The following is a 12,682-nucleotide window of genomic DNA, read 5'->3' as shown; positions in this document are numbered from 1 at the left end:
GCTGCGGAAACCTCAAACGCTCATTCGCTGGAACTGCCCGGCCGCGCGAAAACGCCAGAGATATTGCGGGGCGATGGCCTCCAGCGAATCCGCGGCAATGCCGAGGCCTTCCAGCGTCAGCCCCGCCGCCTTGGCCGCCTCCGACACGACATTGTCGTGCTCGAGCAGCGTAACCTGGTCCGGCGTAAGCTTCAGCGCACCCGGCGCGAATTGCAGGAAGTTGGCCTGGAAGCGAGCAAGGCCGAACGACAGCGGGACCAGCGCCCGCTTGCGGTCGGTGATGGCCAAAATGGCCTCGATGATCTCGCGCATGGTCAGCACTTCCGGCCCGCCGAGCTCGTAGGTCGCGCCCGCCTTGGCCTTGCCGTCGACGGCATCCGCGATCGCGGTGGCGACGTCGCCGACATAGACCGGCTGCATCCTGGTCTCGGCGCCGATCAGCGGCAGCACCGGCGACATCCGCGCCAGCGCGGCAAAACGGTTGGTGAACTGGTCCTCGGGGCCGAACATCACGGAGGGACGGAAGATGGTGGCCGAGGGCACCGCGGCCAGCACAGCCGCTTCGCCGGCCGCCTTGGCCTTGGCATAGCGCGAGGGCGATTCCGCATCGGCGCCGATCGCGGAGACATGCACCAGGCGTGCCCCGGCGGCGGCCGCCGCCTTGGCGACGGTCTCGGCGCCCCTGGCCTGGACGGCGTCGAAGCTCTGCGCGCCGCCCTCGGTGAGGATGCCGACCAGATTGATCACGACATGCGAATCACGCAGCGCCGCCTCGACCGAGGCCGGATAGCGCAGATTCGCCTGCACGGTGTGGACCTGCCCGACCTTGCCGGACGGCTGGAGGTACCCGGCCAGTTCCGGCCGCCGCACCGCGACGCGGACCCGGTAGTCCCGCCGGCACAGCGCGCGGACGACATTCCGGCCCAAAAACCCCGATCCGCCGAAAACCGTGACGAGAGTTTCCAGATTCGATGCCATGGGATCCATTCCTGGGGTCCATTCCTGCGGAAAGAGTGCGTGTTATCAGGCTTGTATCGGGCCGGTTTGCGATGCGCAATCCGCATCCCCGCGCAGGTGCCAAGCAGCATTTGACAACCGCGTCACCGAACCGTAGTAACCGCCTCCGTGCCCCAAACGGCATGCCCAGGTGGTGGAATTGGTAGACGCGCTGGCTTCAGGTGCCAGTGGCTTAACGGCCGTGAAGGTTCGAGTCCTTTCCTGGGCACCATACAATTCTGGAAAATGAGCAATTCCAGTTAGTTGAGCCCCATCTGCGTGCTTGGACGGCTCCCTTGGCCACGGGTGGTTTGGCTCCTTGGCTTGCAAGAATGCGCTCGCCGTGTCGGCACCGGCGCTTCCTATTTCGCAGAGCGTTTGCGCTGGATGCGACCGCCCGGTTTGCTGGCCCACAAATACAAACCGCTCACCAGCACCATGATCGTCACGATGTCGAAAAACGCCCAGACGAGCTTGGGCGCCAGGCCGGGAAACGTCGTCGGAAAATGCAACGGCTCGGCGATCAGCAGCGCCTTCGTGACACCCGTCGGCTCGAATACATCAGACACGCCACCGGTATGGGCGTCGATGAGCACCGCGTAGAAGAGCTCCTGTGTCATCATTTGTCCGTCCTTCATCAGAACCACGTAGTGGTTGGACGGACTGATCTCAGCGTTCGGGAACAACAACGACATCACTCGCGCTGCTGGCACCTTGCCGCGGGCAGCAGCGATCGCAGCTTCGATTGACCCAGGCCGATCGACTTCTTCCATACGCCCTGCCTGTGTCATGACGACCCGCCGCCGAATCTCGTCGGACATGGCTGTCCTTACCGAAGTGGAAACGGGGCCATGCAGGGTGTTGATTGCTCCGGTCGTGGCAACGAGGAGCAGCCATGTCATCGTAATGATGCCCGTCAGATTGTGCAGGTCGAGCCACAATAGTTTTCGGCTCTTGTTCGTGCGAACCGTGCCAAATCCAAATCGGCGGACGAATGGCGGATAGAGTATCAAGCCCGAGACGACAGAGGCGATGACGACGAGTGCCGTGCCGGCAAGGAACAAGCCGCCGGGCAGCCCCAGATACAAATCCGCGTGCAGCGTGTGCAGGAATTGCATCACGGGACTACGCCGTTGCGGCATCGTTGTGAGCTGACCGGTGCGAAGGTCGATCGCCTCGCGGTGTATCCGAGTGGGTCCGGCATCCGGGGTTGGCGCCGAGCGCGTCTCCACGATCGGCCACCGCTTTGCAAATTCGAGTGAGATCATCGTATCGCCGGGGTGTCGCGCCAGCGCTGCCGAGACGATGGAATCAAGCGTTGGCGCGCCCTTGCTTTCCGGGACTTCGGCCAACATTCCCGATGAACCAAACGCCTCGTCGATCTCCTTTTGGAATATCAGCGGCAAGCCCGTCAGGGAGAGGATCAGCAGGAACAGCGTCGAGATGATGCTCGTCCAGCGGTGGATGCCGGCCCACGTCCGCAGCGATCGCATGTTGGGTCGCTTCCGCGCGGCGGTACGCGACGCATTTACCAGTAGCGATGTCATGTCGGGTCTTGAGTCCCCAGCAATTGCGCGTCTGTGACAATTGACCGCGGTGGTTTCGCGCGGTCTGCCTCATGGCTCGTCGCGATCACATCCGGCGCGTTGCGGTCTTACGAATTTTTTCGAATCGTGCGTTCGGGCGGCAGCAAAAGGCTTTCGCGCTTACCAACAATCGATGCGATGTGAAATCGAAACGTAGAGCGGCGCGCCAGGATCACCTGGAAGCTTAGACGCCTTCTAGTTGGCATGGATTTTCCCGAATGCTTAGTCGCTCTCGTCCCAAGCGATTCGTGTCTGGGACGGGGCATCAAGAAGAAAAGACTCCGGGGACTGCATGCTTAACGACGTGACCTTCTCGCGCGCATTCGGGCTTGCGTGCGTGTCAGTGTTTTTGACCACGACCTCATCCGTCGCACAGCAATCGGGCCGCCAACAATCGGCGACGTCCGGACAGTCACTCCCTCCCGTGACCGTCGTCGCGCCTGAGCAGCGAGCCTCTCCCGCGCGGCGACAGCGGTCATCCAATACATCGCGCGCTGCGACGACGCGGCGGGCAGAGCGACGTGAGAACGCGCCAGTGATGAGCGCGCCTGCCACGCTTGGAGCAAAACAGGCAGCGTTGCCGGTGCCGTATGTTGGAGGGCAAGTCGCAAGGGGCGGACAGGTCGGCCTCCTCGGCAACAGGGATTATATGGAAACGCCATATAGCCTCACGAGCTACACTGAAAAGACCATCCGCGATCAGCAGGCGACCAGTGTCGCCGAGGTCCTGACCAATTCCGATTCGTCGGTACGGGCGGCGATCGGTAGCAGCAATCGCTATGACGCGCTGACCATTCGCGGCTTCCGGGTCGAGAACAGCGAGATCGCGCTGAATGGGCTGTACGGCCTCGTGCCGGCTTACCGGATCAACCCTGCGCCGATCGAGCGCATCGAGCTGCTCAAGGGACCCGGGGCGTTCCTCAATGGCATGGCTCCGTCCGGCAGCATCGGCGGCAGCGTCAATGTCGTGACCAAACGGGCAAACGAGGACCTGACGCGTCTGACTGCCGGCTACATCTCGAATGCGCGGTTTGGCACGGAGATCGACGTGGCGCGCCGTTACGGCGAGCAGCGGGAATGGGGCGTTCGTTTCAACGGCGGGATCGATGGCGGCAATACGACGATCGACCGTCAGTCGGTACGCGACGGAGTCGGTTCGCTTGGCGTTGACTATCGGGGCGAGCGCTTCAGGTGGTCCGCCGATGTCATCTATCAGGACGACTGGATGAAAGCGGCAGCTCGCGGCTACACGCCCGTCACTGGCATCGCGGTGCCGAACGCTCCGGACCCCCGCATCAACCTCGCCCAGCCGTTCGACTATGCCCGCGCGAAGAGCCTCACCGGGCTTACGCGCGCCGAATATGATGTGTCGAATAATGTCACCGTGTTCGGCGCAATCGGCGCCAACCAATTCACCTTCGACAAGCAGGAAGCCCCCGGCGCCACCATTCTAAACACGGCAGGCGATGCCCTCTCGACCTCTCGCTTCCAGACCGGCAAAAACGACGGCGTATCGGGCGAAGCCGGCGTGCGGGCGCGTTTCGACACAGGTCCGGTCGGTCATGAGGTCGTTGTCAGCGGCAGTGCCTTGAACCGCACTGACTGGCTCGGTCAGACCAATTACGGAAACTATCTTACCAACATCTACACGCCGAACCTGCTGGCGAGTCCGGGCACCCCGCTGTCTTCATTCCCTGAGGGGAAGTCGGCCTTCCTTGGTCTGAGAAGTGTCGGCGTCGCCGATACGCTCTCGATGATGAACGGGATGCTTCAGGTGATCGTCGGAGCGCGACAGCAGCAGGTTATCGCGAACAGCTATGCCCCCGTGAGCGGCCTGGAAGCGACCCACTACGATCAGAGCGCCACGTCGCCTTCCGTGGCGCTGGTGGTTCGGCCGATCAAGGAGCTGTCCTTCTACGCCAACTACATCGAAGGCCTCACGCCTGGACCAACGCCGCCGTCCGGCGCCGCCAACACCAATGCGGTGTTCGCGCCCTTCAAGACAAAGCAGTATGAAGTCGGAACCAAGCTTGATCTCGGAGGCTTCGGCGCGAGCCTCGCGGCATTCCAGATCAGCCTGCCGAGCGGCGCGACCGATCCGGTTACCAGGATCTTCAGTCTCGATGGTGAGCAAAGGAACCGGGGCATCGAGTTCAATACGTTCGGTGAAGTCGGGCCCGGGATCCGCGTCCTGGGAGGGGTGACTTACCTCGACGCGCGGCTGACAAAGACTGAAGGGCACCTCCATGATGGCAACCGTGCCATCGGCGCTCCGGAATGGCAGAGCAATCTCGGTGTCGAGTGGGACACTCCGTTCCTGCCCGGGCTGACTACGACGGCGCGTACCATCTACACCAGCCAGGCCTATGTCAGTGCTGACAACATCCAAAGTGTTCCGGCCTGGATGACGTTCGACATTGGTGCACGTTACGCAACCCAACTGGCGGGACGACCCACCACGTTCCGTGCTTCTCTCACCAACCTCTTCGACAAACGCTATTGGATCGGCAATCCGACCGGTTATGTGATCAGCGGCATGCCGCGTACGTTGTGGTTATCAATGACGGTTGACTTCTGACGCTGCCAGAGAGGCGCATCGTCCTGCGCCAAGCGCGTCACCGAACCATGGTAACCGCCTCCGTGCCCCAAACGGCGCGCAGGTGGGTGGAATTGGTAGACGCTCTGGCTTCAGGTGCCTTCGCGGCCGTGAAGGTTCGAGTCCTTTCCGGGGCGCCAGCTTTTTCTGGATACCCAGCATTTCCAGATAGATAAATCGCATCCTTGTGTTGCGTGATCTCAAACGCGCAACGAAGGGGCGCGGCCCCGCCGACCCGACGCGGATTTCCGCGATCGCTCACGATGTCGACGTATCATTCGTATCGATCGCGAGTCCGTCACTCGCGACGCGTGTGACGTCACCCGTCCGGCAATCATCTGCTCGATGTTTCGGCGTTTCCAATTCGCACGACAATCTGCGGAGCCGAACGGCTGATAACAATGATGTTGACGGCGATTGACCGCTTGTTGCGGTAACACGAGCAGCAAAGCTGCGTGCACGGCTGCTCCTGCAGATTATGCAACGCAGGTCTGTGATTGATGTCCGGCGCAAAACTCGGATAGCCTTCGGGAAGGCCTGACCCCGACAGGGAGTGTGCTTCGTTGAAGAATGATCAAGCGCCAAAGCTTCTTCGACGTGACTTGCTTCGGCTGACGATTGTCGGTGCCGGTGCGTTGGGTGCCGGCCAATTGTTGCCGGCAGCGGCTTCCGCAAAGCCCGTTGATCTCGATCAGAAGCGGAAGGCTCGCTATCGACCTGACTCCCGGGAAGTCAGGAATTTCTACCGCGTCAACAGCTATCCCGCTCGATAGGAGACTTCCGTGCTGATCAGGAAGTCCGAACGTCGTCCGGAGCGTGCCAGGCTTTTCGATGCGGCGGCCGACGAAGCATCGGCGAAACTGGACCGGCGGACGTTCCTGAAGCGCTCGGGAGTCACGGCTGGCGCGTTGGCCGCGGTGGGTGAGATCGCGCTGCACAGCGTGCGCAAGGCCGAAGCCGGTCCGCCGCCACCCGTCGGCGCAACGGTCACGACCCGCAAGAACGTCTGCACGCACTGCTCGGTCGGTTGCTCGGTGATCGCCAAGGTCGCCAACGGCGTATGGATCGGGCAGGAGCCCGACTACGACAGTCCGATTAATCGCGGCTCGCATTGCTGCAAGGGTGCGGCAGTTCGCGACGACGTGTTGAACGAACGACGCCTGCGTTACCCCGTAAAGCTCGTCAACGGACAGTGGACGCGCATCTCCTGGGAGACGGCGATCGACGAGATCGGCGACAAGCTGCTGGATATCCGCCAGAAGGCGGGGCCCGACTCGGTCTATTGGCTTGGCTCCGCCAAGTTCACCAACGAGGCCGCTTATCTCAATCGCAAGCTTGCGGCGTTTTGGGGCACCAATAATTCCGATCATCAGGCGCGGATCTGCCACTCCACGACGGTCACCGGTGTAGCCAATACCTGGGGCTACGGCGCGATGACCAACAGCTACAACGACATCCGCAACGCCAAGACCATCCTGCTGATGGGTGGCAATCCGGCCGAGGCCCATCCGGTTTCGCTGCAGCACATTCTTGAAGGCAAGGAGCTCAACCGCGCCAACATGATCGTGGTCGATCCCCGGATGACGCGGACCGCTGCGCACGCGACCGAATATGTCCGGGTTCGCCCCGGCACGCATATCGCCACGATCTACGGCATGCTGTGGCACATTTTCGAGAATGGCTGGGAGGACAAGGAATTCCTCGCTCAGCGCGTCTATGGCCTGGATGAGGTCCGGAAGCAGGTTGCGAAGTGGCCGCCCAAGGAGGTCGAGCGCGTGACCGGCCTGCCGGAGGCGCAGGTCAAGCACGTCGCCGAACTGTTCGCCAAACAGAAGCCGTCCACCCTGATCTGGGCGATGGGGCAGACCCAGTTCACCACCGGCACCGCCAATGTCCGCGCCAGCTGCCTGTTGCTGCTCGCCACCGGCAACATGGGGCTGCCCGGCGCAGGCGCCAACATTTTCCGCGGCCACACCAACGTGCAGGGTGCAACCGATCTCGGTCTCGATGTCACCTCGCTGCCGCTGTACTACGGTCTTGCCGAGGAGGCCTGGCGGCATTGGTGCCGGGTATGGGAGGTCGACTACGACTGGATGAAGTCGCGCTTCCCCGACAAGAAGCTGATGGAAACGCCTGGCATTCCCAGCACGCGCTGGTTCGACGCAACCCTGCTCCCGAAGAATCAGATCAGCCAGCCCAATCCGGTGCAGGCCATGTTCATCATGGGCCATGGCGTCAACACCATCACGCGGATGCCGGAAGCGGTGAAGGGCATCGAGAAGCTGGAGTTGCTGGTGGTCTGCGATCCCTATCCGACCGCATGGTCGGTGCTGTCGGAGCGCAAGAACGGCACTTACCTCCTGCCGGCCTGCACGAGCTTCGAGATGGAAGGTTCGCGCACCAACTCCAACCGCTCCCTGCAATGGGGCGAAAAGATCGTCGATCCGGTCTTCGAATCGAAGAACGACTACGACACCATGTACCTGTTCGCCCGCAAATTCGGATTTGCCGACCTGATGTTCAAGAACATCAAGGTCGAGAACGGCGCGGTCTCGGCGGAGGACATCCTGCGCGAGATCAACCGCGGCGGCTGGTCGACGGGCTATTGCGGCCAGTCGCCGGAGCGGCTCAAGGCCCACATGAGAAACCAGCATAAGTTCGACCTGGTGACGCTGCGGGCGCCGAAGGATGATCCGGAGGTTGGTGGAGATTATTACGGCCTGCCATGGCCGTGCTGGGGCACGCCCGAGTACAGGCATCCGGGCACGCCGATCCTCTACAATACCAACCTTCCGGTGAAGGAGGGCGGCGGTACCTTCCGCGCGCGGTTCGGAGTCGAGCGCGTCGTGAAGCGCAAGGTGATGGAGAACGGGCAGGAGGTGGAGCGGGAAGATCACGATAATCTTCTTGCCGAAGGCTCGTACTCCGTTGGTTCGGAGATCAAGGACGGTTATCCCGAGTTCACCCTTGGCGTGCTGAAGAAACTCGGCTGGGACAAGGACCTCACGACGCAAGAACGCGAGGTGATCGAGCGCATCAATCCGGCCGATCCCGACAAGGTGTCATGGTCGACCGATCTTTCCGGCGGCATCCAGCGGGTCGCGATCGAACACGGGTGTTCGCCTTACGGAAACGCCAAGGCACGCATGATTGCGTGGAATCTTCCCGATCCGGTTCCGGTGCATCGCGAGCCGATCTACACGCCGCGTCCCGACCTCGTCGCCGACTATCCGACCTTGCCGGACGCGAAGCAATTCCGCGTGCCCAATATCGGCTTCTCCGTGCAGAAGGCGGCCGTCGATCGCGCGATCTCGAAGCAGTTCCCGCTGATCCTGAGCTCGGGCCGTCTGGTTGAATACGAAGGCGGTGGCGAGGAAACGCGGTCCAACAGATGGCTCGCCGAACTGAAGCAGCACATGTACGTCGAGATCAACCCGGCGGACGCAGCCGAGCGCGGCATCGTCGATGGCGGCTGGGTTTGGGTGACCGGTGCAGAGAACAGCTCGCGGGCCCGGATGAAGGCGCAGGTGACTGAACGCGTCGGCAAGGGCGTTGCCTGGATGCCGTTCCATTTCGCCGGCTGGTACGAGGGAACCGACCTTCGGGCGAAATATCCAACGGGGGCCGATCCCATCGTGCTCGGCGAGAGCAACAACACGCTGACGACCTATGGCTATGATCCTGCCACCGGCATGCAGGAGCCGAAAGCCACGCTGTGTCAGATCAGGGCCGCATGAGAGGTTAGACCAATGGCACGCATGAAATTCCTGTGCGATGCGGACCGTTGCATCGACTGCAATGCCTGTGTGACCGCCTGCAAGAACGAGAACGAAGTGCCTTGGGGCATCAATCGGCGGCGCGTCGTCACGATCAATGACGGCAAGCCCGGCGAGCGGTCGGTGTCGATGGCCTGCATGCACTGTACCGATGCGCCTTGCGCGTCGGTGTGTCCGGTCAAGTGCATCTATCCGACCGAAGACGGTATCGTCCTGCACGACAAGGATCTGTGCATCGGCTGCGGCTATTGCTTCTACGCCTGCCCGTTCGGAGCGCCGCAATATCCCCAGGTCGGGAATTTCGGCTCGCGCGGCAAGATGGACAAGTGCACCTATTGCGCGGGCGGCGGCGGTCCGGAGGCACCGGGCAGCGCTGAAGAATATGCGAAATACGGCTCGAACCGGTTCGGCGAAGGCAAGCTGCCGTTGTGCGCCGAGATGTGCTCGACCAAATCACTGCTCGCAGGCGATGGCGACATCATCGCCCAGATCTACGAGGAGCGCGTCGAGAAGCGCGGCTATGGTTCCGGAGCCTGGGGCTGGACAACCGCCTATCACGAGGACGTCAAGTCGTAAGGGGACCTGCGTTTACCGCGACGATTAGGGACGAAGATTGGGTATCCGTCATGACGGCTTTCGCACGCATTCGCTTCGTAGCGCTGTTGTTGATGCTGTTCGGTCTCACGACAGCCCCGGTGCTCGCCCAGAAGCTCGGTCCCGACGGGGCGCCCAATCCGACCGCCAGTGTGGCCAATCAGAAGACGCTTCTCGAGCAGGCGCCGCGCATCCAGGGCCGGATCGACATTCCAGATGTCAAAGCCAGCGTGCTGATGCAGCCGGCGGGACGGACCTGGGATTATTTCCACGAGGTCCTGCTGCACTGGGGTGGGGCGGTGGTGATCGTCGGCATGCTTGCCGTGCTCGCGCTTGCCTATCTGATCATGGGCCGGCTTCGCATCGAAGCGGGGCGCTCCGGCCAGAAGATTGTCCGCTTCAAGGCTTTCGAGCGGTTCGCGCATTGGCTGACAGCGGTTTCGTTCGTGCTGCTCGGATTGACCGGCCTGAACATCACCTTCGGCAAGGTCCTGCTGCGGCCGCTGGTCGGCCCGGATCTGTTCTCCGACATCTCCCAGGTCGCCAAGTACGTGCACAATTTCACGAGCTTCGCCTTCGTGGCGGGCCTCGTTCTGATCACGGTGCTTTTCTTCAGGGACAATCTGTTCAAGCGAGTCGATATTGACTGGGTCAAGCAGGGTGGCGGCTTCATCAAGTCGAAGCATGCGCCTGCAGGCCGCTTCAATCTCGGTGAGAAAATGGTCTATTGGCTGTCGGTCGCGGCCGGCCTCCTGGTCTCCGCATCGGGATTCGTGCTGCTGTTTCCCTTCTACGGCACTAACATTGCCGACATGCAGATCGCCCAGGTCGCCCACGCCGTCATCGCGATCCTTTTCATCGCGCTGATCCTGGGACACATCTATATCGGCACGCTCGGCATGGAAGGCGCATTCGAAGCCATGGGTACCGGCGAGGTCGATATCAATTGGGCGAGAGAGCATCACGACCGCTGGCTCGCCGAAAAGCTCGAAGCGGAAGGCCGGCAACCCTCGGCCACGCCGGCTGAATAGCGCGATGGCGCTCGGACCAACCTGAACCGGGCAATTCAGTTGGAGCGGCCGTCCGGGTCTCGCTTCCCGTCCCGGTCACGCAGGTAATCGTCGGTGGTGCGGACGGTCGGGCTCTGCGCGCCATAAGATTCAAAACCTTGTTCGGCGACGAAGCCGACGCGGCAGTCGCCGCACATCTTGACGGCGTCGAGCCGCTGCGCCGAGCCCGAATACATCCAGTGCTGGCCTTCGAGCTTCGCGACCACACGCTCGATGCTGCTCTTGACGCCGAACGGCTTACCGCAGCGGATACAGCAAAACGGCTCCTCTTCCTTGAGAACCCGGGTTGGCGCGCGGCTGGCGCGGAAGTCGATCTGCGGAACCAGGGTGATGACGTTTTCCGGGCACGTCGTCCGGCACAGGCCGCACTGGACGCAGGAGTCTTCGACAAAACGCAATGCCGGGCGCTCGGGGTCGTCGCGCAGGGCACTCGTCGGACAGACCGATACGCAGGACAGGCAAAGCGTGCAGCCGGCAGCATCGATCTCGACGGCCCCGAACGGCGCGCCTTCGGGCAACGGAACGACATCGACGGGTGCAGGCGCCGCGCGGTGCAGTTCGGCCAGCGCAAAACGCAGCACGTCGCGCTTGCCGCCCACGGCGCGGAAGCTCGCAGGGCGCGGAGTGGGGGCGTCGGCCGGCGCGGTACGGAGCGCTTCGATCAGACCGTCCGGATCGTCGGTCGCGATGACGGAAAGCCGGGCCGGGCCGAAGCCGAGTCCGGCAAGGATCGGATCGGCGAGCGCGATCGTCCGCGTCAATCCGGAGACGTCGTGGCGCGGCTTGGCCCGTAGCAGGAAATGCACCGCCGACACGCCATAGGCAAAAGCCGCGATGATGCTCTCCAACCCGATTTGCGTGACCTCGTTGACCGCGAACGGCAGCACGTTCGCGGGCAAGCCGTCGCCGAACCGCGACAGCGCGTCGATCAGCGGCGCGCCGTTGCTTTCGTCATGGACGAGGACAACGGCCCGCTCGCCGCCCGCCTGACGGTATGCGAGCAGCATGGCACGCAGCTTTCTGACCAGCGCGTCTTCCGCCGGCAGCGCATAGGACGCGGCGCCGGTGGGACAGGCCGTCGCGCATTGGCCGCAGCCCGCGCAGATGTTGGCGTCGATCGCCACATGGTTGCCGGCAGGTGTGATCGCGCCGGCCGGACAGGAATCGAGACAGCGGGTGCAGCCGGTCCGCTTCGAGCGCGAATGTGCGCAAAGCCCGGCGTCGAAGGTGATGTAGCGCGGCTTCTCGAAGGTCCCGACGAGGTCGCGCGCTTTCAGCACGGCCTGGAGGATTGCTGCGGGACTGCCGGGATCCGCGCGCAGATAGCCGTCGCGCAAGTCGGCAGGAACCAGCGCAGGCCCGCCGGTCAAGTCGAGGACGATGTCGCAGCTCGAACGGGCGTTGTTGCGTGACGAGCCGAACGTCAGGGCGCGACGTGAGGACGGTGCGGCTTCGGCGAAATCGTCGACCACCACATCGAACGCGCCCAGATGTCCTTTGACACTCGTTATCCGGCCTTTGGCAATCGGATAGTCGGCGCTACGTGGCGGTGCGATCGCGGCTGGTGGCGCAATCAGCACGGTGACGTCGAGATGTTCCTTCAGCAAGTCGCCAGCCTCGATCGCGGCCTCGTCGCGGCCGTAGATCAGGATGACCCCGCTGCTTTCCAACTGGACCATCGGCGCGGGTGCGGCGACTTCGGCCGCGGCGGCCAGCAGCGCGGCCATCTTCGGTCCCGCGCGGTCGGCATCGCCGGACCATCCGGCGGTCTCGCGGATGTTGGCAAACTGTATCGAATTCGCACGATTATTTTCGGAAGCAACCTGCGAAAACAACGCCGCCTGCTGCGTGCAGGCCACCGTGAGCGGACCATCTTCGGCGGCGACAGCCTTGAATCGGCCGAGTTCGGCGCCGCAGAGCTGCGTCGCTGCCGTCACTTCACCGCGGCAGCCGCGGCGAATTGCGTCTGCATCGAGCGGCATCGTCCCTTCGCACGAGCAGATCAGGTGGCGCCTGCCGGTATCAGATATGACGGTCACAATATCTCGCGGCTCCCAAAATAGA

7 protein-coding genes and 1 tRNA gene are annotated in these 12,682 nt (G+C 62.8%); 5 read left to right on the top strand and 3 right to left on the bottom strand.

Annotation, left to right across the window (positions count from 1 at the left end; translation table 11 throughout):
- Nucleotides 1–12: 12 nt before the first annotated feature.
- Nucleotides 13–978, bottom strand: coding sequence for a complex I NDUFA9 subunit family protein (locus AB7Z56_RS00745; RefSeq protein ID WP_063985966.1), 966 nt, complete (start codon nucleotides 976–978; stop codon nucleotides 13–15).
- 163 nt (nucleotides 979–1,141) lie between these two features.
- Here AB7Z56_RS00745 and AB7Z56_RS00740 point away from each other — a divergent pair.
- A tRNA-Leu gene (locus tag AB7Z56_RS00740) sits at nucleotides 1,142–1,228 on the top strand.
- Nucleotides 1,229–1,358: 130 nt separating this feature from the next.
- Here the strand turns inward: AB7Z56_RS00740 and AB7Z56_RS00735 are convergent.
- A complete protein-coding gene (locus tag AB7Z56_RS00735) occupies nucleotides 1,359–2,543 on the bottom strand; it encodes a PepSY-associated TM helix domain-containing protein (RefSeq protein ID WP_354233202.1) in 1,185 nt (394 codons plus the stop codon).
- Nucleotides 2,544–3,120: 577 nt separating this feature from the next.
- Here AB7Z56_RS00735 and AB7Z56_RS00730 point away from each other — a divergent pair.
- From AB7Z56_RS00730 to AB7Z56_RS00715, 4 genes are all read left to right on the top strand, one after another.
- Entirely contained in the window at nucleotides 3,121–5,160 is a 2,040-nt protein-coding gene (locus tag AB7Z56_RS00730) for a TonB-dependent receptor (protein WP_199877119.1), read from the top strand.
- A gap of 800 nt (nucleotides 5,161–5,960) precedes the next feature.
- The gene (locus tag AB7Z56_RS00725) at nucleotides 5,961–8,915 is read left to right on the top strand and encodes a formate dehydrogenase subunit alpha (RefSeq protein WP_063980202.1); all 2,955 of its coding nucleotides are present in this window, start codon (nucleotides 5,961–5,963) and stop codon (nucleotides 8,913–8,915) included.
- Between the two features lie 12 nt (nucleotides 8,916–8,927).
- Nucleotides 8,928–9,530: a formate dehydrogenase FDH3 subunit beta gene (gene fdh3B / locus AB7Z56_RS00720; protein ID WP_063980201.1), complete on the top strand. Its 603-nt coding sequence runs from the start codon at nucleotides 8,928–8,930 to the stop codon at nucleotides 9,528–9,530.
- A 50-nt stretch (nucleotides 9,531–9,580) separates the two neighbouring features.
- Nucleotides 9,581–10,579, top strand: coding sequence for a formate dehydrogenase subunit gamma (locus AB7Z56_RS00715; protein WP_063980200.1), 999 nt, complete (start codon nucleotides 9,581–9,583; stop codon nucleotides 10,577–10,579).
- Between the two features lie 35 nt (nucleotides 10,580–10,614).
- On the opposite strand, the gene AB7Z56_RS00710 is transcribed toward AB7Z56_RS00715, so the two are convergent.
- Nucleotides 10,615–12,600, bottom strand: coding sequence for a 4Fe-4S dicluster domain-containing protein (locus AB7Z56_RS00710; protein ID WP_063980199.1), 1,986 nt, complete (start codon nucleotides 12,598–12,600; stop codon nucleotides 10,615–10,617).
- Nucleotides 12,601–12,682: the final 82 nt, after the last annotated feature.

It is taken from the genome of Bradyrhizobium sp. 482_C4_N1_8 (assembly GCF_052075965.1).
Taxonomy (GTDB): Bacteria; Pseudomonadota; Alphaproteobacteria; order Rhizobiales; family Xanthobacteraceae; genus Bradyrhizobium; species Bradyrhizobium barranii.
This window is presented reverse-complemented; position numbering and strand designations above follow the sequence as displayed.